This is a genomic window from Bradyrhizobium sp. USDA 4501 (assembly GCF_054062115.1).
Genome location: NZ_JBSSEX010000001.1, coordinates 6,829,522 through 6,851,247, shown reverse-complemented (window position 1 = coordinate 6,851,247; position 21,726 = coordinate 6,829,522). Strand labels below are relative to the sequence as shown.

The 21,726-nt window shown below is 64.8% G+C and carries 23 protein-coding genes; 5 read left to right on the top strand and 18 right to left on the bottom strand.

Annotated features, from left to right (window positions below; genetic code table 11):
- Window positions 1-66: 66 nt before the first annotated feature.
- The 4 genes from ACVWZM_RS31500 to ACVWZM_RS31485 form a co-directional block, all read right to left on the bottom strand.
- The gene (locus ACVWZM_RS31500) at window positions 67-1,533 is read right to left on the bottom strand and encodes a cell wall hydrolase (protein ID WP_456855527.1); all 1,467 of its coding nucleotides are present in this window, start codon (window positions 1,531-1,533) and stop codon (window positions 67-69) included.
- A gap of 123 nt (window positions 1,534-1,656) precedes the next feature.
- A complete protein-coding gene (locus tag ACVWZM_RS31495; RefSeq protein ID WP_168857493.1) occupies window positions 1,657-1,869 on the bottom strand; it encodes a hypothetical protein in 213 nt (70 codons plus the stop codon).
- 144 nt (window positions 1,870-2,013) lie between these two features.
- Window positions 2,014-4,935 carry a pyruvate, phosphate dikinase gene (gene ppdK / locus ACVWZM_RS31490; protein ID WP_057014928.1) on the bottom strand — a complete coding sequence of 974 codons (2,922 nt, stop codon included), beginning with the start codon at window positions 4,933-4,935 and terminating at the stop codon, window positions 2,014-2,016.
- A 91-nt stretch (window positions 4,936-5,026) separates the two neighbouring features.
- On the bottom strand, window positions 5,027-5,182 hold the full coding sequence (locus tag ACVWZM_RS31485; protein ID WP_016844375.1) for a DUF3096 domain-containing protein: 156 nt from the start codon (window positions 5,180-5,182) through the stop codon (window positions 5,027-5,029).
- 234 nt (window positions 5,183-5,416) lie between these two features.
- On the opposite strand from ACVWZM_RS31485, the gene ACVWZM_RS31480 reads away from it, so the two are divergent.
- A complete protein-coding gene (locus tag ACVWZM_RS31480; protein ID WP_076824009.1) occupies window positions 5,417-5,776 on the top strand; it encodes a DUF1236 domain-containing protein in 360 nt (119 codons plus the stop codon).
- A gap of 135 nt (window positions 5,777-5,911) precedes the next feature.
- Here ACVWZM_RS31480 and ACVWZM_RS31475 read toward each other — a convergent pair whose 3' ends face one another.
- The 9 genes from ACVWZM_RS31475 to ACVWZM_RS31435 all read right to left on the bottom strand — a co-directional run bounded on the left by ACVWZM_RS31475 (window position 5,912) and on the right by ACVWZM_RS31435 (window position 13,959).
- Entirely contained in the window at window positions 5,912-7,012 is a 1,101-nt protein-coding gene (locus ACVWZM_RS31475) for a hypothetical protein (protein WP_456855526.1), read from the bottom strand.
- A gap of 76 nt (window positions 7,013-7,088) precedes the next feature.
- Window positions 7,089-7,520, bottom strand: coding sequence for a GFA family protein (locus ACVWZM_RS31470; protein WP_307720374.1), 432 nt, complete (start codon window positions 7,518-7,520; stop codon window positions 7,089-7,091).
- Window positions 7,520-8,116 (bottom strand): class I SAM-dependent methyltransferase, encoded by a 597-nt coding sequence (locus ACVWZM_RS31465; protein ID WP_253639035.1) that lies wholly within the window; start codon window positions 8,114-8,116, stop codon window positions 7,520-7,522. The genes ACVWZM_RS31470 and ACVWZM_RS31465 overlap by 1 nt, the downstream gene beginning before the upstream one ends.
- 3 nt (window positions 8,117-8,119) lie before the next feature.
- Window positions 8,120-10,216: a glycine--tRNA ligase subunit beta gene (gene glyS / locus ACVWZM_RS31460; RefSeq protein ID WP_456855525.1), complete on the bottom strand. Its 2,097-nt coding sequence runs from the start codon at window positions 10,214-10,216 to the stop codon at window positions 8,120-8,122.
- Window positions 10,216-11,151, bottom strand: coding sequence for a glycine--tRNA ligase subunit alpha (locus tag ACVWZM_RS31455; protein ID WP_057014922.1), 936 nt, complete (start codon window positions 11,149-11,151; stop codon window positions 10,216-10,218). Before ACVWZM_RS31455 ends, glyS begins: the two co-directional genes overlap by 1 nt.
- Before the next feature lie 244 nt (window positions 11,152-11,395).
- Window positions 11,396-11,587 (bottom strand): hypothetical protein, encoded by a 192-nt coding sequence (locus tag ACVWZM_RS31450; protein ID WP_026193154.1) that lies wholly within the window; start codon window positions 11,585-11,587, stop codon window positions 11,396-11,398.
- 116 nt (window positions 11,588-11,703) lie between these two features.
- The gene (locus tag ACVWZM_RS31445) at window positions 11,704-12,615 is read right to left on the bottom strand and encodes a S49 family peptidase (protein WP_168857488.1); all 912 of its coding nucleotides are present in this window, start codon (window positions 12,613-12,615) and stop codon (window positions 11,704-11,706) included.
- 296 nt (window positions 12,616-12,911) lie between these two features.
- The gene (locus ACVWZM_RS31440; RefSeq protein ID WP_316393864.1) at window positions 12,912-13,715 is read right to left on the bottom strand and encodes a tRNA1(Val) (adenine(37)-N6)-methyltransferase; all 804 of its coding nucleotides are present in this window, start codon (window positions 13,713-13,715) and stop codon (window positions 12,912-12,914) included.
- Window positions 13,716-13,731: 16 nt separating this feature from the next.
- Window positions 13,732-13,959, bottom strand: coding sequence for a putative signal transducing protein (locus ACVWZM_RS31435; RefSeq protein WP_026193157.1), 228 nt, complete (start codon window positions 13,957-13,959; stop codon window positions 13,732-13,734).
- Between the two features lie 135 nt (window positions 13,960-14,094).
- Here ACVWZM_RS31435 and ACVWZM_RS31430 point away from each other — a divergent pair, with 135 nt between their 5' ends.
- Window positions 14,095-15,105: a polyprenyl synthetase family protein gene (locus ACVWZM_RS31430; RefSeq protein ID WP_057015096.1), complete on the top strand. Its 1,011-nt coding sequence runs from the start codon at window positions 14,095-14,097 to the stop codon at window positions 15,103-15,105.
- 177 nt (window positions 15,106-15,282) lie between these two features.
- Here the strand turns inward: ACVWZM_RS31430 and ACVWZM_RS31425 are convergent, their stop codons facing one another.
- On the bottom strand, window positions 15,283-16,122 hold the full coding sequence (locus ACVWZM_RS31425) for an AraC family transcriptional regulator (protein ID WP_456855524.1): 840 nt from the start codon (window positions 16,120-16,122) through the stop codon (window positions 15,283-15,285).
- Window positions 16,123-16,360: 238 nt separating this feature from the next.
- On the opposite strand from ACVWZM_RS31425, the gene ACVWZM_RS31420 reads away from it, so the two are divergent.
- The gene (locus ACVWZM_RS31420; RefSeq protein ID WP_057014918.1) at window positions 16,361-17,602 is read left to right on the top strand and encodes an ABC transporter substrate-binding protein; all 1,242 of its coding nucleotides are present in this window, start codon (window positions 16,361-16,363) and stop codon (window positions 17,600-17,602) included.
- A 223-nt stretch (window positions 17,603-17,825) separates the two neighbouring features.
- A complete protein-coding gene (locus tag ACVWZM_RS31415; RefSeq protein ID WP_057014917.1) occupies window positions 17,826-18,929 on the top strand; it encodes a mandelate racemase/muconate lactonizing enzyme family protein in 1,104 nt (367 codons plus the stop codon).
- Window positions 18,930-19,106: 177 nt separating this feature from the next.
- On the opposite strand, the gene ACVWZM_RS31410 is transcribed toward ACVWZM_RS31415, so the two are convergent.
- Window positions 19,107-19,478, bottom strand: a complete 372-nt coding sequence (locus tag ACVWZM_RS31410) for a hypothetical protein (RefSeq protein WP_057014916.1) — start codon at window positions 19,476-19,478, stop codon at window positions 19,107-19,109.
- A 194-nt stretch (window positions 19,479-19,672) separates the two neighbouring features.
- Between ACVWZM_RS31410 and ACVWZM_RS31405 the strand changes: the two genes are divergently transcribed.
- A complete protein-coding gene (locus ACVWZM_RS31405) occupies window positions 19,673-19,897 on the top strand; it encodes a hypothetical protein (protein WP_057014915.1) in 225 nt (74 codons plus the stop codon).
- Between the two features lie 90 nt (window positions 19,898-19,987).
- On the opposite strand, the gene ACVWZM_RS31400 is transcribed toward ACVWZM_RS31405, so the two are convergent.
- The 3 genes from ACVWZM_RS31400 to ACVWZM_RS31390 form a co-directional block, all read right to left on the bottom strand.
- Complete coding sequence (locus ACVWZM_RS31400; protein WP_168857487.1) at window positions 19,988-20,125, bottom strand: hypothetical protein; 138 nt, start codon at window positions 20,123-20,125, stop codon at window positions 19,988-19,990.
- A 31-nt stretch (window positions 20,126-20,156) separates the two neighbouring features.
- Complete coding sequence (locus ACVWZM_RS31395; RefSeq protein ID WP_057014914.1) at window positions 20,157-20,591, bottom strand: cupin domain-containing protein; 435 nt, start codon at window positions 20,589-20,591, stop codon at window positions 20,157-20,159.
- Between the two features lie 319 nt (window positions 20,592-20,910).
- Window positions 20,911-21,567: a glutathione S-transferase family protein gene (locus ACVWZM_RS31390; RefSeq protein ID WP_168857485.1), complete on the bottom strand. Its 657-nt coding sequence runs from the start codon at window positions 21,565-21,567 to the stop codon at window positions 20,911-20,913.
- Window positions 21,568-21,726: the final 159 nt, after the last annotated feature.

Here is a 21,726-nt window from a genome sequence, read left to right as displayed (position 1 = left end):
CAGAATCGGAGAGGATGATGACCGTCATTCCGGGCACGCCGGCCGCGGAACGGGAGGCAGAAGGCCCTATCGCCGGGCGCTGGCCTGCTCGGCCGAGCTCTGGGCGGCCTCGGCGAGCTGCGCCGAGATCTTGGCGGTCTCGGCCGGGTTGCCCCAGCTCGGCGCGTCGCTGCCGTCGCCCCAGGCGCGCGGGCGATAGAAGGTGTGGACGCCGAACTTGTACATCTTCTTCATCTCGCTGACCCAGGACGGCCGCACCCAGTAGGCGTGGTAGTGGGTCGAGCGGTCGACTTCCGGCAGCCACAATTCGCCGTCGAGCATCGCCTTCGCGATCTTCCTGGCGCGATCCCACATGTCGGGCTCGCGGACGACGTCGGCGACGTTGTCGCAGGCGAAGGTGAACTGACAGGCGTAATGGCGATTCTTGTTCTGGTAGACCACGCCGCACACCGTCTCCGGATATTTGCCGGAGAAGGCGCGGTTCAGCACCACCTGGGCGACCGCGATCTGGCCGCGCACCGCTTCGCCGCGGGCTTCGAAATAGACCGCCTCGGCGAGGCACTTCTCCGACTTGGCGCGCGACTTCTCGTCGAACAGGCCGAGCCGCTCCGCCGGCGTCTTGGTGTGCTGGTCGTCGGCATTGACCTCGCCCTTCGGCGCGATGCTCTCGCCCATCTCGCCGGCCTTGACCGGACCGTCGGCATCGACCGGCAGTGACGCCATCACCTTCATGTCGGGATCGGGCGTTGCTGCCGGCATCACGACAACCGGCGCCTCGCCGGGCTGCCAGCGCTCGAGGTTCTCCGGCGTGCCGAGCGACGAGCCGAAGAACAGACTGGCGGTCTGGAATGCGAACGGGTCGCGCTCGCGCGCCGCATCGGCGGGCTTCGCGGGCGCGGGCTTCAGATCGTCGAGCGGGCTGGCCTCGAGCGAGAGCGACACGTCGTTCTGCTGCGGCGACGGCTTGGCATATTGCGGCAAGGGCGGCGCGCGCAGCGCCTCCTGCAATTCAGGATCGAGCGGCGCGCCATCGGCCGGCGCGGTCGCGGTCTTCATGCCCTTGACCGACGAATTCGATGTCGCCGGATCTTCGTTCGCCGGCGCCGTATTTGCAGGCTCCGCCGGTTCGACCTGATCGGGCCGCCGGACGACGAGGCGATCGCCCTTCATGGTGCGATCGACCTTGGGAAAATCGGATGCCTGATAGCGCGGCGGCGGGGCCGTGATCGGATTGCGCGTCACCGTTCCGGTGATGTCGAGGTTCGAACTGTCCAGTCTTGCGAGCAGGATTTGCGGGGCTTGCGGCGCGGACGTGCCGATCGGACGGCCGAAGCTGTAGGTCGCGACCTGGATGGAGCCGACGGCGGAGGCGAAGACGCGCTTCTGCCAGCGCTCGGCGACGCCGGGCTGCCGGGCCAGGAGCGAGGCAATATCCTGATATCCGATCTCGGTCGGCATCAGTGCGAAGATGCCAAGACCGAGACCGAAGAGCGCAAGACGTGCGCCCTTCGGCTGGTTACGCGACACAAACATCGTACGCTCACGCAACGCTTACTGAGTGCAATCGAACGCGGTACATCCGCGCAATTCGACCTTTCTCGTTGCTAAACCGTTTAGGTTGCCGCGGAGTTAATCGGCGTTGCTCGCGCGCTACACTCAAGCGATCGCGCATGTTTCGCACGTTGCATTGCGCGCCTTGGTAAACGCGCGGCGCATGAAAGTCGTAAACAACAAGTCAACGGAGATGGTGAACAAAGTGTTGCAGGCACGGTAGCCACCCGCCGTCATTGCGAGGAGCGACAGCGACGACTTGTCCGCCGAAGCCTTGGCGAAGGCTGAAGCGATCCATGGCTCGGCAAGTGGAAACATGGATTGCTTCGCGGAGCCTGTCATCGGGCGCGCGTTCGCGCGACCCGTCGGCTCGCAATGACGCTATATTTTCAGGCTGCCTCAACAAACAAAAATGGCCGGGACTTGGTCCCGGCCATCGCACTCTCTGAACTGTAAGATCGCTCACGCCTGGCTGGCGATCTCCTTGCCGAGCGCGGCCTGCGCCGCGGCGAGACGCGCGATCGGCACGCGATAGGGCGAGCACGAGACGTAATCGAGCCCGACCTCGTGGCAGAACGCGACCGACGCGGGATCGCCGCCGTGCTCGCCGCAGATGCCGACCTTGAGGTTCGGACGCGTCTTGCGGCCGCGGGTGACGCCGATCCTGACGAGCTCGCCGACGCCGTCGCGATCGACCGAGATGAACGGATCGATCTCGAGGATGCCCTTGGCGACATAGGTGCCGAGGAAGCTCGCGGCGTCGTCGCGGCTGATGCCGTAGGTGGTCTGCGTCAGGTCGTTGGTGCCGAAGGAGAAGAACTCCGCGGTCTCGGCCACCTCGCCCGCCATCAGGCAGGCGCGCGGCAGCTCGATCATGGTGCCGACCTGGTAGCTCAGCTTGACGCCGGTTTCCTTCATCACCGCGTTGGCTGTCGCATCGATCCGCGCCTTGACCAGATCGAACTCGGCCTTGGTCGCGATCAGCGGCACCATCACCTCGAGACCGACCGGCTTGCCGGTGCGCTTGCCGGCTTCGACGGCAGCCTCGAAGATCGCACGCGCCTGCATCTCGGCGATCTCCGGGTAGGCGATCGCAAGACGGCAGCCGCGGAAACCGAGCATCGGGTTGAACTCGGAGAGTTCGCGGGCGCGGTCGGCGAGCTTGCGCGGATCGGTGTTCATGGCGCGCGCCACTTCCTCGATCTCGGCCTGGGTGTGCGGCAGGAACTCGTGCAGCGGCGGATCGAGCAAGCGGATCGTGACGGGCAGGCCCTGCATGATCTCGAACAGCTCGACGAAGTCGGCGCGCTGCATCGGCAACAGCTTCGACAGCGCGGCGCGGCGCGACTGCTCGTCCTCGGAGAGGATCATCTCGCGCACGGTGCGGATGCGGGTCTCCTCGAAGAACATGTGCTCGGTGCGGCAGAGGCCGATGCCTTCGGCGCCGAACTTCACCGCGGTGCGCGCGTCATCGGGCGTGTCGCCGTTGACGCGAACGCCGAGCTTGCGGACCTCGTCGGCCCAGCCCATCAGCGTGCCGAACTCGCCGGACAGTTCCGGCTCGATCATCGGCATGCGGCCGGCCAGCACCTGGCCGACCGAGCCATCGATGGTGATGACGTCGCCGGTCTTGAAGGTGCGCGAGCCCACGCTCATGGTGCCGCGGCCGTAATCGACGCGGATGGTGCCGCAGCCGGAGACGCAGGGCTTGCCCATGCCGCGCGCAACCACCGCCGCGTGCGAGGTCATGCCGCCGCGGGTGGTAAGGATGCCTTCCGCGGCGTGCATGCCGTGGATGTCTTCCGGGCTGGTCTCGATGCGGACCAGGATGACCTTGCGTCCGTCGGCCTGCAGCTTGGCCGCTTCGTCCGACGAGAACACGATCTCGCCCGAGGCAGCACCAGGCGACGCCGGCAGGCCGGTCGCGATCACGTCGCGCTTGGCGGCCGGATCGATGGTCGGGTGCAGCAGCTGGTCGAGCGAGGCCGGATCGATCCGCGTCACCGCGTCCTTGCGCGAGATCAGGCCTTCATTGGCGAGCTCGACCGCGATGCGCAGCGCCGCCTTCGCGGTGCGCTTGCCGCCGCGGGTCTGCAGCATCCACAGCTTGCCCTGCTCGACCGTGAACTCCATGTCCTGCATGTCGCGGTAATGCTTCTCGAGCAGCGTGTAGATCCGCGTCAGCTCCTTGAACGCGACCGGCATCGCGGCTTCCATCGACAGCTTGTCCGAGCCGGATTCCTGGCGCGCCTCCTCGGTGATGTCCTGCGGCGTGCGGATGCCGGCGACAACGTCCTCGCCCTGCGCGTTGATGAGGAACTCGCCGTAAAGCTTGCTCTCGCCGGTCGAGGGATTGCGGGTGAACGCGACGCCGGTGGCCGAGGTCTCGCCCATGTTGCCGAACACCATCGCCTGCACGTTGACGGCGGTGCCCCAGGATTCCGGAATGTCGTGCAGCTTGCGATAGGTCACCGCGCGCGCGTTCATCCAGGATGAGAACACCGCGCCGATGGCGCCCCACAGCTGATCGTGCGGATCCTGCGGGAAGTCATGGCCGGTCTCCTTGGCGACCGCCTCCTTGTACTTGCCGACCAGTTCGACCCAGTCGTCGCCGGTGAGGTCGGTATCGAGCGAATAGCCCTGGCCGTCCTTGAAGGTGTCGAGGATGTCCTCGAAGTGATGATGCTCGAAGCCGAGCACGACGTCCGAATACATCGTGATGAAGCGGCGATAGCTGTCATAGGCGAAGCGACGGTCGCCGGAGAGTTCGGCGAGCGCCTCGACGGTGCGGTCGTTGAGGCCGAGGTTGAGCACGGTGTCCATCATGCCCGGCATCGAGGCGCGCGCGCCCGAGCGGACCGAGACCAGCAGCGGGTTCTTGGCGTCGCCGAACGTCTTGCCGGTCAGCTTGCCGACATAGTCGAGCGCCTTCTCAACCTGTGCTTTCAATTCCTTCGGATACGTCTTGTCGTGCTCGTAGAAATAGGTGCAGACCGAGGTCGGAATGGTGAAGCCGGGAGGCACCGGCAGGCCGAGATTGGCCATTTCCGCGAGGTTGGCGCCCTTGCCGCCGAGCAGATTGCGCAAGGTCGCCTGGCCCTCGGCCTTGCCGTCGCCGAACGTATAGACCCACTTGCCGGCCTTGATCGCAGCCGGGGCCGCCTTCTTCGCAACGGCCTTCGCCGGCGCCTTGCCAGCGGGCTTTGCGGCCGGCTTTGCAGCCGATTTGGGAGCGGCTTTCGGCGCCGCCTTCGGGGCGCTCTTCTTCAGCGCCTTGCGCGCCGGGGCGGCCTTGCGGGCTGCGGCGGAGGGCTTTGATTTCGCTGCTGTTTTCTCGGCAGTTTTCGCAGCAGTTTTCTTGGACTTCGCGACGGCTTTGGCCATGTCAGACAACAATCCGGAAGGAGGGGTCGAAGATGCGCGCCTTACACCATTTTGAGGGGTTCCGCGCAAGCCGCGAAACCCCGCTTTCCCGCTAGAGGTGCAACCAGCGCAGCAGACCCATCCCCACGAGCCCGACGAAGATCAGATAGATCGCGACGATGTAGTTGAGGAGCCGCGGCATGATCAGGATTAGGACGCCTGCGATCAGAGCCACGATAGCAGGCAGATGCCCAGCGGTGATGGTCATTGAAGTTTTCTCCGGGGGTTTTTGGAGGAGCGAATCGAGCGGCAGTTTATCCGCTGAGGGAAGTTCCCACATCAAGACGCCCGTCCCGCCGACGAGTTCCCGCAACTCACGAAAATTGCTCCAAATTGCCGCGTATATGGCGGCGGCTTTCCGGAACATCACCGCAGCCGATGCATTGGCTCGCCGTGCGCATCGGCGAAGGCTGGCGCGCACCGAAAAAGAATGGAGCGAGCCATGCGAAACAGATTACTTGCCGTTGCAGCGGTTGCTGCCGCGATCACGGTGCCGGCTGTTGCCGCACAGGCCCAGACCGTTGGCATCGTCCGCGGTGGTCCGGCTGTCGCCGTCGATGATGACGGAGGCATCGCGGTCGAACAGCGTCCGGCATTCCGCGAATACATCGTGCGCGAGCGTGTACCGAACTACACGGTTCCGGATCGCGTCGTGGTCGGCACCGTGCTGCCTGACGCCGGCGTGACCTATTACGACGTGCCGCAGCGGTTCGGCGCGACGCCCTATCGTTACACCGTCGTGAACGGCGAGACCGTTCTGGTCGAGCCGCGTTCGCGACGGATCGTTCAGGTGGTCGACTAGATCAACGTCAGCACGATCGCCTGAACGACAGTCCGGGCGCCGCGCAAGCGGATGTGCGCGAGGATCGACCGGACCAGAAAGCCCCGTCCGGCCTCCCCTCCGGGCGGGGCTCTTCCGTTCTGATGCCGTGCCGGGTTACGACTTGAGGATCGAGAGTAGCGTCGAGGTCGACTTGTAGCTCTTGATCGCGGCGTCCTGGAAATCCTGCGTCCAGTTGGCAGCCTGGCGCTCCTCCGCGCTCATCGAGGAATATTGCTTGAGGATGCCGAGGCTGAACTGGCGCGGATCGCCGGCGGTCTGGCTCTGCTTCAGCGCGTCGAGCACGGCGAGACGCGTCCGCGTATTGAGTTCCTGCTTGGCCGCGAAGATCTCCTCGGTGGAGAACTTCTTGTCCTGGTTCAGCGAGATCGCCGAGAGCGAGCGGTTGTCGAGCGAGGAAAGGTCGGCGAGCTGTCCGGTCTTGCGGCGGGGATCGTAGACCAGCTCCTTGCCGCTTTTCGCCGCCTCGCTCTTCTGCCGATCGAGGAAGGCGCGCACGTCGCTGGCAATGCTGCTGAAGTCGCGCGTGGTGCTCTTTGTGGGAGGCGCCGTCCCCGCCAGCGAGGCCGCGATCGGATCGCCGGAAATTCCCGATGGTGCCGTGTTCGGATCCTGCTGCGTCGCCTGATAGCCCTTCAGCACCGCGGCGCGCTGGCTGGCCCAGGTTGCGGTGGCCTTCTCCTCATCGCTCGCACCATCGAGATAATCGAGCGCGGTCTTGTAGCTGATGCTGTAGTCGCCGGTCAGGCGCGTGGTCGCCAGCGACGGCTCCAACGCCTTGTCGAAGCGCTGCTTCAGCTCGGTGGCCGCAACAGTCTGCTCGTCGGGGGTGAACTTGCCGCCATTGTTGGTCGAGATCGCAAACAGCGAGCGACGGTCCAGCGTCGAGAGATCGATGGTGGTCTTGCCGTCGACGATCGGCGTCTTGACGCCGGCGACCGTGTAGAGCCGGTCGAGCGTGATCCGCGCATCGCTGGTGACGGTGGCAAAATCCGGCAGCGGCGCCTTGGCGAGCTGCGCGCGGGCGGCGTCCGACAGCGTGAGGTTGGTTGCCGCGTTGGCCGTCGAGGACGCCGACAGATCGCCGGCGGTGCCGTCGCCCGACAAGGTCGCCGCCAGTGACGGCGTCGCTGCTGCCCGCGCATAGGCCGAACCATATTGGGCGTAGGGATTGGGCGTGGTGCCGATCGAGGTCATCGGGCGGTCCCTGCATTGGCGCGAGGGGCGATGTCTTAAGAAATCGTTGCTTTGTCAGGACCTTCGCAGGGCATGGTTAACAAATTGCAAATTGTGTCGAAATATTTCCAGCGCGACGCAAATCGCTGCGGCGGTGGTCTATTTGTCGACGACCCAGGCGTGGCGGCGCTGCGTGAAGACCGATTGCGACGGTGCGGGAAAATCGGGGTCCGCGAAGGCGCCGACCGCAACGCCGATCAGGTCCGGCGCGACCGGGCTCCCAATAGACCGACGATCCGCAATTCGGGCAGAAATGAAACACCACGGCAGATCCACTGCCGCCGATGCGGCTGTATTCGCGCGCCTCGCCCTGCGGCTCGACGTCAGCGCGCGGAAAGAACGCCGCGACGCCATAGGTGCTGCCGGTTCGCTTCTGACACTCCAGGCAATGACACAGCGCTACTGTGGTGGGCTCGCCCTGGCAGGTGACGCGGAGCTGTCCGCAGGCGCATGTCGCGAGCCGCGCCATCATCGCGCGCCCTTGCTGGCGACCAGCCGGTGAATGACCTTGCCGGACGATGCGCTGACGACCTCCGCGTCGAGCAGCAACTCGGCCGCCGCCAGCTCGGCCCGCACCAGCGCGGTATCGAACGCCGCGTAAAGCCGGCCATGCGCATCGCGCGCATCGTCACCTCTGGTCACGCGCCAGCTCAGATAGAAGATGCCGCCGGGCTTCACGATATCGAACATGCGACGGACCGACGGCGCGATCAGCGCGTGATCGAGATGCATGATCACGGTCTCGCAGAGCACATTGTCGAAGCTGCCGGAGGCGGTGCCGGACAGGTCCGGCAGCTCGGCGCGGGCAAAGCGCAGCGCCGGATAGCGGGCGCAGGCTTCCGCGAGCAGGCCCCCGGAGGCGTCGAAGCCTTCGGCCGGAAAGCCGTTGGCATTGAGCCAAGCCACCTCGCGGCCGCTGCCGCAGCCGATATCGGCGGTCGCGCCGCCCCGGATGAAGAACCGCGTGACGATGTCGTGCAGATCGACCGGGGCCGGCTGTTCGTGCCAGTCCTGCGCAAACGCCGCCGCATCCTTGTCGTAAGCGGCGAGCGTTGCGCGGTCCATCGATCAGCCCTCGATCCTGGAGAAGTCCGCAACCGCGCGCGTCGCAGCGCGGATCTCGTTGAGCAGCTTGAGGCGGTTTTCGCGCACCTTCGGATCGTCGTCGTTGACCTTGACCTTGTCGAAGAACGCATCGACCGCCGGACGCAGCTTGGCCATCGCGCTCATCGCGCCGGCGAAGTCTTCCTTGGCGACGGCGGCGGAGGCCTCGGCCTTCACCTGGTCGATCGCCTTGGCCAGCGTCTTCTCTTCGTCGAGCGTGTAGAGCGCGGCGTCAGGCGCGCCGTCGAAGGTCCGCTTGTCCCTCTTCTCCTCGATCGCGAGAATGTTGCTGGCGCGTTTCGTGCCAGCGAGCAGGTTTTTGCCGTCGTCGCTGTCGAGGAATTTGCCGAGCGCCTCGACGCGCCGGACGACGAGCAGCAGATCGTCCTGGCCACCAAGCGAGAACACGGCATCGACGAGATCGTGACGCGCGCCCTGATCGCGGAGCTGGACCTTCAGACGGTCGGCAAAGAAGGCTAGCAGATCGTTCGGCAGCGTTTCGGCATCGGCCTTGAGCGACAATCCGAGCAACGCGGATTTGGCCGTCTTCAGGATCGGCAGGCGCAGCGTATTCTCGACGATCAGCCTGATCGCGCCGAGCGCTGCCCGGCGCAGCGCGAACGGGTCCTTCGAACCCGTCGGCTTCTCATCGATCGCCCAGAATCCGGCGAGCGTGTCCAGCTTGTCCGCCAGCGCGACCGCGACGCTGACCAGATCGGTCGGCACGCGATCGGTCGGCCCCTGCGGCTTCCAGTGGTCCTCGCTCGCGGCGGCGACGGACGCATCCTCGCCCTGCGCCAGCGCGTAGTACTTGCCCATCAGGCCCTGCAACTCCGGGAATTCGCCGACCACTTCGGTCAGCAAATCGGCCTTCGCGAGGCGCGCGGCGCGCCTGGTCTTCGCGACGTCGGCGCCGACCAGCGGCGCGATCTCGGCGGCGAGCCGCTCGATCCGCTTGATGCGCTCCGCCTGGGTGCCGAGCTTCTCGTGGAACACGATCTGCTCGAACTTCGGCAGCCGGTCTTCCAGCTTGGTCTTCAGATCGGTCTCGTAGAAGAATTTTGCGTCGGACAGCCGCGGACGGATCACGCGCTCATTGCCGGCGACGATGGTCTTGCCGCCGTCGGGCGCCTCGATATTGGCGGTCAGCACGAACTTGTTGGTCAGCTTGCCCGTCTTGGGATCCCTGACCACGAAGCACTTCTGGTTGTTGCGGATGGTGGCGCGGATCACTTCGTCGGGGATCGACAGGTATTGCTCCTCGAACGATCCCATCATCACGACCGGCCATTCGACGAGGCCCGAAACCTCGTCGACCAGTACCTGATCCTCGACCAGTTCGAGGCCCTGCGCGAACGCCAGTTCCTTGGCGTCCTCGAGGATGATGTCCTTGCGCGCCTGCGGATCGAGGATCACCTTCGCGGCCTTCAGCTTGGCCTCGTAATCCTCGAAGCGGCGCACGGAGATCGCACCCGGCGCCATGAAGCGATGGCCATAGGTGGTCTGCCCGGCCTCGATGCCGTCGACGGAGAACTTGACAATGTCGGGCTCCTCGGTCTCCAGACCGAAGGTCGCGGTGATGGCGTGCAGCGGGCGCACCCAGGTGAGCGAGCCTGATTTCGCCGAGCGCGCGCCCCAGCGCATCGATTTCGGCCAGGGGAAGGTCCGGATAATCACCGGCAGCATTTCCGCGATCACGTCGATCGCGGCACGGCCGGGCTTTTCGATCAGCGCAATGTAGAAGTCGCCCTTCGCATCTTTCTGGACCTTTGCTTCATCCAGCGACGTGAGACCGGTCGCTTTCAGAAAGCCCTGCACCGCCGCATCAGGGGCGCCGATCTTCGGGCCGCGACGTTCGGTCTTCAAATCGGGCTGGCGCGCGGGAATGCCGTGCACGGTGAGCGCAAGACGGCGCGGGGTCGCGAATGCCTTGGCGCCCTCATACACCAGGCCTTCGGCGACCAGCTTGTCGGTCACCATGCGGCGCAGATCGTCGGCCGCTTTCGCCTGCATGCGCGCGGGAATTTCTTCGGAGAACAGTTCGAGGAGAAGATCGGGCATCAGACCGCCCTGCCCGTTTCAGTGTGGATCCATGCCTCGCCGCAGGCCTTCGCCAGGTCGCGCACGCGGGCGATGTAGCTCTGCCGCTCCGTCACCGAGATGACCCCGCGGGCGTCGAGCAGGTTGAACACGTGGCTCGCCTTGATGCACTGGTCGTAGGCCGGCAAGGCCATCAGATGTTCCTTTTGATTCCCACCCTCACGCCAGCCGGCGGCGAGATATTTGCGGCAGGCCTCCTCGGCCATCCTGAACTGCTCGAACAGCATCGCGGTGTCGGCGTGCTCGAAATTGTGTCGTGAGTATTCCTGCTCGGCCTGCAGGAAGACGTCGCCATAGGTCACCTTCTCGGCGCCCTCGCGGCCGTTGAAGTTGAGGTCGTAGACGCGGTCGACGCCCTGCACATACATCGCGAGCCGCTCGAGTCCGTAGGTAAGCTCGCCCGCGACTGGCGCGCATTCGACGCCGGCGACCTGCTGGAAGTAGGTGAACTGCGACACTTCCATGCCGTCGCACCAGCACTCCCAGCCGAGGCCCCAGGCGCCGAGGGTCGGGCTTTCCCAGTCGTCCTCGACGAAGCGGATGTCGTGGACGGCGGCGTCGATCCCGATCGCGGCCAGCGACTTCAGGTACAGGTCCTGAAGGTTCGGCGGCGACGGCTTCATGATCACCTGGAACTGGTAGTAGTGCTGCAGGCGGTTGGGATTTTCGCCGTAGCGGCCGTCCTTGGGCCGGCGCGAGGGCTGCACATAGGCCGCGTTCCAGGGCTTGGGCCCCAGCGCGCGCAGCGTGGTCGCGGGATGGAAGGTGCCGGCGCCCATTTCCATGTCGTAGGGCTGCAGGATGACGCACCCCTGCTCGGCCCAGAACCGCTGGAGGGCCAGGATGAAGCCCTGGAACGAACGTTCCGGGCGCATGTGGTCAGGCAGGGCGTCCATCGTTGGAATCGATCTCGCGAGGGGGTGTGAGGCGCGCGGGACCGTATCGGCGGCAGCCAATGGAATCAAGGCGATGGGGGATGTTTCTGCACCTCGCCCCGCCTGCGGGGAGAGGTCGAAATTCGCGCGCAGCGCGCATTTCGGGTGAGGGGACTCTCCGCGAACTTAGGTCTTTCGAATCTGCGGAAACAGCCCCTCACCCCGGCCCTCTCCCCGCAAGCGCGGGGCGAGGCAAATCCAAGCCCTAGCCCGGGCGATAGGCCCCGGTCACAGGGTCGCGGCGCAGGGTTTTGATTTCGCCCGCGCGGGTGGCCTCGGCCACGCGGGACAATCGCGCCTCTTCGAGTTCCTGGTTGATCCGGACGGCCGTCTTGTACGCCCAGCGGACCACGGCCAGGCTTCCCAAGACGCCTGCGAATGCAATCAGCGGCGGCATCGGTCGATCCTTGTCGTTCACGTCTGTCAGGCCCCCAATGACAGGCATTCTCGCGCAAGGCGGCCTGCGCCGCAATCGCGGTTTTGGGGCTAAATGGCGCGCTCACATCCCTGTGTTCACAGCCCGAATCTGGCCCAAATCGCCCGGGTTTCCAGCGCCGAGATCACCTCGTCCGGCAGCGCGGCCAGTCCATCCAGCGCCGCCAGCGATCCCGCCCCCGGCGCCCGCCGGCCGAGCAGGCCGGACAGCAAGCCGCTGGCCGGCGCAATCACCGGGGTCAGCACCTTGTCGCCATAGCGGGCCCGCAGCGTGGAGCGGATGTCGCCGATGCCGTCGGCGAGCCCGAGACCGATCGCGGTATCGCCGGCCCAGTATTCACCGGTGAACAGCACGTCGTCGGCGCCCTTGAGGCGGCTGCCGCGGCTCTGCTTCACCAGCGTAATGAAGATCGCATGGATCTCGCGCTGGATCGCCTTCAGCCGGGCGACGTCGTCGGGGTTCTCGGGAAGGAACGGATCGAGCATCGCCTTGTGGCTGCCCGCCGTATACAGCCGGCGCTCGACCCCGATCTTCTTGATCAGCCCCTCCAGGCCAAAGCTGCCGCCGACCACGCCGATCGAGCCGAGGATCGAGGACGGGTCGCAATAGATCTCGTCGCCCGCGCAGGCGATCATGTAGCCGCCGGAGGCCGCGACGTCCTCGACGAACACCAGCACCGGCAGCTTCTTCTCGGCGGCGAGTTGCCGGATGCGCAGATAGATCTGCCGCGACTGCACCGGCGAGCCGCCCGGCGAATTGATCACCAGCGCCACCGCCTTGGCATTCCGCGTGCCAAAGGCGCGCTCCAGCATCTTGGCGACGCCGGAGAGTGTCATGCCGGGCCGCAACGGCGTCACCGCACCGATCACGCCTGCCAGCCGCACCACCGGCACGACGGCCGCGCCGCGCCTGAAGCGCGCCGGCAACACTGCCTGCACGCGTTCGAGCAGTCCCGAACGTCCAGCGTGATCACTTATTTGTTCACTCATGCCGTTACCTCGAATTAACCACTTTTTATCACGCCACTGTCATTGGAATCCGTGGAACGCGTTTTGCATTTTGTCATTGGGGCTGCAATGCGCGGGCGGAGAGGGACTCATGAAAATCTATCTGCTGATTTTGCTGATCGGTACACTCCTGGCGGCGATCCACTTCACGTCCACGCCGGACCGCCAGTCGGAAACGGCTTCGCAGTGATTTAGTGCCTCTGACGACGTGGGCAGCATGCCTGCCCGCTAAAGCGCAATGCCATCGCGCCTTGGCTTCTTGTTCGAGCATGATCGTTTTAGCGCCGCGCCAGCGGCAATTCCCCCTTCCCAGCCAACACCTCCTGCACCCATTTATTGGGCACGCCTGACTCTTCATTGAGCAGCAGTGCGGCATGGAGCCGCGTCGGCGCCCGGCCGCCCTTGGTCGCCCGCACCAGGATTCGGATCGCCGGCGACGTCCCGTCACCGTGAACCGGCAGGATCTCGAGGCTGCCAAAACCACGGTCCAGCGCAGCCAGCACCTCGGCAATGCCGTCGGCCCGCCAGATCAGCGCAAGCTGCCCGTTCGACTTGAGAATCCGCCGCGCCGCGTGAACCCAACCGGCCAGCGTGGTCGCGCTCGCGACATGGGCGCGCTCGCGCACACCGTCCGGCGAGGCGCGGTGCCGCGACGGATCGTTGAACGGCGGGTTCATCAGCACGACGTCGGCGCTATCCGGCCCGAGGCCGGCATCATCGAAGGCTGCGGCGCCGGCTTCGACATCAAGCACGATCACCTCCGCCATGATCGCGTTGGTGGCGGCATTATTCCGCGCAAGCTCGGCCAGGGCCGGGTCGATTTCGACCAGAACGGGATTGATCCCCCTCACCCGCCGCGCCACGGCCAGCCCGGCCGCGCCGACGCCGGAGCCGAGATCGACGACGCGGTCGCCTGATCGAGCCGGCGTCGCCGCGGCGAGCAGGATCGCGTCATGGCCGGCGCGGTGGCCGCTGCGGGGTTGCCGCAGGCGCAATTGGCCACCGAGAAATCCGTCTTCGGTGATCCCGGCGGCCGGAGACTCGCTTTTTGACGCGTTTTCTTCACGCGAACCGGGGCCCATTTCGCTCGAAAACGCTCTAGTCATCGGCCCGCAATTCGTGGCCGAGGCCGGCATCGGTCAGGAGCTGGCGGGCCTCGTGGTTGTCGTCCTCATGCACAAGGATCCGCCGCGGCAAGACGCCGAGCGAGCCCTCGATGATGCTCATGTTCTGGTCCAGCACCAGATGATGGATGTTAGCGCTGTCGAGCAGCGCGCCGATGGCGGAGACCAGCACCATGTCATTGGTCCGTACCAATTCCCGCAAAATACGCTCTCCTGTCGCCCCGGCAGTGCGGCACTTGCGCCACATGTCAATAACTTGATGGCCTTGCCGCTGCACCGTTCAGTTTCTATTGTTATAGCTGAGCATAGTGCGTATTCGGCAAAATTGGAGACCAGCGTGGCGGTTATTGTACCCTTCGAAAGCCCGTCCAATGCTTCGATCGACGGGCTGGTGGGACTTCTCGCCGCCGACATGGAGCGCGTCAACGCGACGATCCTTTCGCGGACCGGCTCCGAGGTCACCATGATCCCCGAGGTCGCCAATCACCTGATCTCCTCCGGGGGCAAGCGGTTGCGCCCGATGCTGACGCTGGCAATGGCCCAGCTCGCCGACTATTCCGGCGACGGCCATATCAAGCTCGCCGCCGCGGTCGAGTTCATGCACACCGCGACCCTGCTGCATGACGACGTGGTCGACGAGAGCGAGCTGCGCCGCGGCAAATTGTCCGCGCGGATGCTGTGGGGCAACGAGGCCAGCGTGCTGGTCGGCGACTTCCTGCTCGGCCAGGCGTTCCGGATGATGGTCGAGGTCGGCTCGCTCCGCGCACTCGACATCCTCTCCGCCGCCGCCGCCACCATCGCCGAGGGCGAGGTGATGCAGCTTGCCGCCGCCAAGAACACCGCGACCACCGAGGACGAATATCTCGCCGTGATCCGCGGCAAGACCGCGGAGCTGTTCGCCGCCGCCTGCGAGGTCGGCCCCGTGATCGCCAACCGTCCGAAGGCCGAGCAGACCGCCTGCCGTTCGGTCGGCATGAATCTCGGCATCGCCTTCCAGCTCGTCGACGACGTGCTCGACTATGGCGGCAAATCCGCAAAACTCGGCAAGAATGTCGGCGACGATTTCCGCGAGGGCAAGATCACGCTCCCGGTGGTGCTCGCCTTCCGCCGCGGCAATGACACCGAACGCAAGTTCTGGATCCGCGCGCTGGAGCGCGGCGAGATCGGATCGGCCGACCTCGATCACGCGATCGGACTGATGACAAAGCACCGCGCCCTCGAAGACACGATCAGCCGCGCCCAGCACTACGGCGCGATGGCGGTCGACGCGCTGGCGCTGTTCCCGCCCTCGCCGATGAAGACGGCGCTGGAAGAGGTCGTCGCGTTCTGCCTAGCGCGCTCTCATTGATCTAGGCACTCGCGAACAACAAGACGGTGTCGTCCCTGCGAAAGCAGGGACCCATACTCCGCGGCGAGAGTTGTAGGCGGGTCTCGTCATTCCAGCGTCACGCAAATAACAAGCATCGGTGGTCATGGGTCCCTGCTTTCGCGGGGGCGACACCAGGGTTTGCTGCACCGGCACCCGCTACTCCTTCACCGGCACCCAGATCTCCAGCCCGCCATTGCCGGTACTCGCGTCGAACTTCTCGTCGTAGCGCTCGAAGTTCGGCGCGTCCGCGACCTTCATGCCGGATTGCGGCAGCCAGCGATTCCAGATCGTGTTGACGGTGCGGCGGATGGTCGAGATGTGGTCGGCGTGGGTGAACACGACGTATTTCTGCTCGGGAATGCGAACGCGCGCGAACTCGCGCGGCAGGTCGGAGAAATCGGCAACCTCGACGCCGGCGATGTAATCGAAATTGCCGGCATCATCGCCGTTGCAGCAGACGCCATAGGCGACATTGCCGACCTGGCGGGGGATATGCGCGCATTGCTGGTGGAAGCCCTGCCACTGGTTCGGAATGCCGGCATCGCTGCCATTGCCGTGGTTGTAACGCTCGCCGATGCCGGCGACGAGGAACGCCTTTGCGGTGGCAATGCGCGGCGGATCGATGTGGTCGAGAGCTGTCGAGATCATGGTGATCGGCTCCTGGAGATTGAGCGTCGTCAGGCACGTTGTCGCGCGCACCGTCTCGGGCGTGACGCCGAAATGGTCGCGAAACGCGCGGGTGAATGCTTCGTGGGAGCCGTAATCCGCATCCAGCGCGAGGCTGAGAATATCGGGCGCACCGGCCGCGAGCTCGCGCGCGGCTTCGCTGAGCCGCCGGGCCCGCACATAACGCATCACCGAGAACCCGGTTGCTTCCGCGAACGCCCGCACCAGATGGAAGCGCGAGACGCCGGCTACGGCGGCAATCTCGTCGAGCGTCAGCGGCGCGCCGAGATGGCTTTCGATATACCAGAGCGCCTTCTGGGCTGGATTCATGGATGACGGCTTTCCTGCAAAGCTCGGGCATCATGCACGGCTGCCGCGCGCGGCATTTGACAGTCCTTGCTGCCCGACGGCGAAACCGCGGTTCCGCTCCACGGAAATTTACCCGCAAAGCCGTCGCTGGCAACAACGTTGCAATCGTGCATACTCGCCGACGCATCGATCCGACGGCTCATCAAGCTGCCCGATAATCAAGACTGCAAGAGCCGCGGCCAGCATGTCAGGGAGGACAATGATGCACCACCAACGCTTGAGCTATGCCAACTGCGTCAAATCAGCGGCGCTTGCGGGGCTTTTGACGATCGCCGTCGCCAGCGCCGCCAACGCGCAGAAGAAATACGATCCGGGCGCGACCGACACCGAGATCAAGGTCGGCAACATCATGCCCTATTCCGGTCCGGCGTCCGCCTACGCCACGATCGGAAAGACCGAAGCCGCCTATTTCAACAAGCTCAACAGCGAAGGCGGCATCAACGGCCGCAAGGTCAACTTCATCTCCTACGATGACGCCTACTCGCCGCCGAAGATGGTCGAGCAGGCCCGCAAGCTGGTCGAGAGCGACGAGGTGCTCCTGATCTTCAATCCGCTGGGCACGCCGGGCAATACCGCGATCCAGAAATACATGAACGCCAAGAAGGTGCCGCAGTTGTTCGTGTCCACCGGCGCGGCCAAGTGGAATGATCCGAAGAACTTCCCGTGGACCATGGGCTGGCAGCCGAGCTACCAGGTCGAAGCGCGCATCTATGCCAAGTACATTCTGCAGAACTATCCGGGCAAGACCATCGGCGTGCTCTATCAGAACGACGATTTCGGCAAGGACTATCTGATCGGCCTGCACGACGGGCTCGGCGACCAGGCCAAGAAGCTGATCGTCGTCGAATCCTCCTACGAGACTTCGTCACCGACGGTGGATTCGCAGATCGTGCAGATCAAGGGCGCCAACCCTGACATCTTCGTCAACATTGCAACGCCGAAATTCGCGGCGCAGGCGATCAAGAAAGTCGCCGAGCTCGACTGGCATCCGGTGCAGTTCCTGACCAACGTCTCCGGCTCGATCGGCGGCGTGATGAAGCCGGCCGGCTATGAAGCGAGCCAGGGCGTGCTGTCCACGGCGTATCTCAAGGACCCCAAGGATACCGAGTGGAAGAACGATCCGGCGATGACCGAGTGGCGCGCCTTCATGACCAAGTGGTATCCCGAAGGCGACCTCGACGACGCCGCCACCGTATTCGGCTATGGTGTCGCCAAGGGGCTCGAGCAGGTGCTGCGGCAATGCGGCGACAATCTCACCCGCGAGAACCTGATGAAGCAGGCGGCCAGCCTCAACTTCGAGATCGGCATCTATCTGCCCGGCACCAAGATCAAGACCGGGCCGGACGACTATGCGCCGATCGAGCAGCTGCAGATGATGCGCTTCAAAGGCGAGAGCTGGGAGCGGTTCGGCCCCATCATGAGCGGCGAAAAGAGCAGTTGAGGGCTTTCTTCCACAACTTTGCGGTTCGTGATGCCCGGCCATGCGCCGGGCATCCACGTCTTCGACATGATTCACGAGCAAGACTTGTGGCAAGCAAGACTCGTTACGAGCAAGATTTGCGATGGCCGGAACCCAGACCAGCCGAAGCGACGCCGTTCTTCAGGCTCAAGTGTCCGGCCACCACGAATTCCAGGCACATCCTGCGATCGGAAGGACAACAACAATGAAAATCACCGACGTCCGCGCCCACCATATCCGCATTCCCTACGACGCCGGGCCCGCGAGCTTCCGCCAGGGAGCTTCCGCGATCTCGGCGCTCGACATGGTGCTGGTCGAGGTTTCGACCGATGCCGGCCTCACCGGCTGGGGCGATGCCTTCGCCTATGTCTGCCCGAAGACGAGCTGCACGGCGGTGGCCGAGATGATCGCGCCGCAGGCCCGCGGCCTCGAGGTGCCCGACGCCGCCAGCATCCCCGCCGCGATGGAGCAGATCCAGCGCAACCTCCATCTCTTCGGCCGCTACGGCATCACGATGTTTGCGATCTCGGCGCTCGACATCGCGCTGTGGGATCTCGCCGGCAAGGTGAAGGGCGTGCCGCTGCATCAACTGATCGGCGGCGCGAAGCGGAGCACGATCCCGGCCTATGCGAGCCTGATGCGAATCGGCAATCCGGCGCACATCGCCGCCGAATGCAAGAAGGCGATCAAGCTGGGCTATTCCGCGATCAAGCTGCACGAGACCACCGTGCCCGCGGTCGCCGCCGCGCGCGAGGCGATCGGCCCCGACGTGCCGCTGATGGTCGACATGAACTGCCCGCTGGACGGACCCGCGGCGATCCAGTTCGCGCGCGACTGCAAGCAGGCCGCGCCGCTGTTCCTGGAGGAGCCGGTCTGGCCGCCGGAGGATTTTGCGACGCTCGCCGAGGTGCGCAGAGAAGGCCGGCTCGATATCGCGGCCGGCGAGAACGCCTGCACCGTGCATCAATTCCGCCAGATGATGACCGCGGGCGCGGTCAGTCACGCGCAGCCCTCCGTGATCAAGGTCGGCGGCATCACCGAATTTCTGAGGGTGGCCGTCCTCGCCGACGAGTTCGGCGTCCAGGTGATTCCGCACTCGCCCTATTTCGGGCCGGGCTTCCTCGCCACGCTGCATCTGATGGCGATCCGCGACGCGGGGCTGATCGAGGTGTTCTTCATGAAGCGTCCGGCCTGCCTGTGGGGCGATCGCATCGACGTCGACGCCAACGGCCATGTCGCCGTGCCGCAGGGCCCCGGCCTCGGCTACGAGCCGGATCGCGACGTGATGGAGCAGTATCGGGTGGCGTGAGGAGCCCGGCTCGTTCCATCGTCATTGCGAGGAGCTCGCGACAAAATTGCAAAGCAATTTTGCGCTGAAGCGACGAATCAATCCATCGTTCCGCACGCGCGGTGGGATGGATTGCTTCGCGGAGCCTGTCATCCGGCGGCGCTTCGCGCCGACCGGGTGGCGCGCAATGACGATTTCCTACTTCGTCCCGTCCTTCGCGGCGGGCGCGGCGTCCTTCGCCGGCGGCGCGTCGGCTTTCTTCTTCAGGTCCTCGGTCAGCTTGACCTGCGCTGTTTGCAGATCGGTGACGAGCTTCTGCAAGTTCGCGACCGAACTCTGCAAGCTCACGATCTGCCGGTTGGCGGCATCGAGCTTCTGTTGATGATCCGATGTGAGCTTGTTGATCGTCTTCTGCAGGAAATCGACATTGCTCTGCAGACAGCTCGTGCGCCGCTCCATGGTTTTCTCGACGGTGCAGATCTCGATGCCGGGAACGTCCTGCGCATGCGCGGTTCCGGCGACGCCGAGTGCGAGCGGTGCCAGCAAGGCGAGAACAAAACGAGCGGTCATCGGCGTCTCCAGGCAAATGCGTCATTCACAGTTTTGTGCTCGCGACGCTGAAAGCGAGGCAGACATACCACACTGAAACCGCATTCAAGCGGTGTGCTTCACCCATTACGGGACTACTCGTGGGGACGGGGGCCTTCGGAACTTGTTTGGTTCGATCCCTTTTGGCTCGACCTTGGGCAGTGGAGACAGATCGCATGGCAACGCGCGAAAAACGGATGGCGCAATTCGATGGCAATGGCGAACCGGCGCCGGAACAGCGCGTGGAAGTACTTTGTGAGGATCATAGCGGAACGTATCAGCTGCCGTTCGCCTGCCGCTTCGTCAACGGCCAGTGGCGCAATGACAACACCGGCGGCGCGCTGGAAGCCAACGTCATCGCATGGCGGATGCCGCGCGAGAAGCAGGCAGGCGTGGCCTGAGGCCGGCATCGGTGCGCGCTGTTTCAAAACGCGACGCGCGCGCACCGTGTCTTAAGATTTGGAACGCGGGTGGAACGAACCGCGTCCGAATCACTGATCGAGCAACGTACTGCGTTGTTCACGGCTAGATGTGGCCATCAGCCCGAGGCTGCGCACCACATACAGAAGCATGACGATCGGCCGCAGCCAGCGGCCGATAACAAAGGTTAACTCTTCCGCAGACGACATCGCGATCCCTCCTCTCTGTCCGCCCGGGCGATCATTTCCACGGCGTGATCGGCGGCACCGCTTCGGTCGCCGGCGGCACATCCACGGTCTTGAAATCGGCGGGGCTGACGATCTCGAGGTATTCCATGTCCTTCGAGTAATCGAACAAATAGTGGGTGATGCCGGGACGCTGATGGATGACGTCGCCGGCCTCGACCAGCGTCTCCTTGTCCTCGTACATGAAGCGCGCCCAGCCCTTGGTCATGATGACGATCTGAAAATCGCACAGATGCTTGTGCCAGCCGGTGCCCTGCTCCGGCGGCATGTCGGGATTGGCCTTGACCAGGTGGCAGATCACCTGCCCGCTGGTGGCATCGGCGATGCCGAGATCGCGATACAGGAAGAAGTCGCGCAGACCTCCGCCCTTGAACTCGGTGTCACCGGGTTTGACGTGGGAGAATTTGCTGACGACGGCGTGCTGGTTCATTTCAAGCCTCCACGGTTCTCGTGTTCGCGAGATCGCGGCGCGGCTCGGCGTCCAAATTTTCGGCAGCGTCGCATCGTCGCGGTCACAGCTCGGTCATGCCATGCGAAATCCTTGCCAGCCGGATTGGGCTGCGGCGAACCGTCTCGCCATGCGCTGATATCGCCGCAGAAGCATTTGGAGCGAGGCACGAATTTGCGCCTCAGTGGCTGTCGCGCGGGTCCGGCGCGCATGCCGGTGCCCGACGCCGGCGGCACGTCCATTGAGCAAGGCTTGCCTCGTGCTTGAGCCGCCGATGCAGGCAGGCCGGCACGGGCGCTGCCTAATATTCGACCTCGAGCTCCTCGACGTCGGCCGGCTCCGCCTTCGCGGCCTCGATCCATTCCTGCATCTCGGGCATCGTCATGATGGTGCTGGCATACACCGCAAGCGCAGGCTCGAGCTTGACGTCGTAGGTCATGAAGCGGGTCACGACCGGCGCATACATCGCGTCCGCCATGGTGCGGCGCTCGCCGAACAGGAATGGCCCACCCGATGCGCCGAGGCAATCGCGCCAGATGGTGCAAACGCGATCGATGTCGGCCTGCGCCCGCGACCAGATCTTGAAGCCGGGGAAATGGCCCTTGAGATTGACCGGCAGCGAAGAGCGCAGCGTGGTAAAGCCGGAATGGATTTCGCCCGAGATCGAGCGGCAATGCGCGCGCTGGATCCGGTCTTCCGGCAACAGCCCTGCATGCGGCATGATCTCGTTGAGATACTCGCCGATCGCGAGCGTATCCCAGACCGTCGCGCCGTCGTGGCGCAGGCAGGGCACCAGGATCGAGGACGACAGCAGCAGCAGCTCGGCGCGGGCCGACGGGTCGTCGGGCGCGGTGACCACCTCCTCGAAGTCGAGCCCGGCGAATTTCGCCAGCAGCCAGCCGCGCAGCGACCAGGAGGAGTAATTCTTGCTGCTGATGGTCAGTGTCGCTTTCGCCATATCTGTCCCTCACGCCTGAACGCGTCCTCAGCTCCCGGATATCGCGCCGGTTCAGCCGCCGCGCACCCGGAGCCATCAGCTTTTGCAGCAAGCCACGTGCCAATTTGCCGGGCGGTCGGCCCGCCTCTGGCGTCGATATTGCATGGCAAGCCAGGCCAC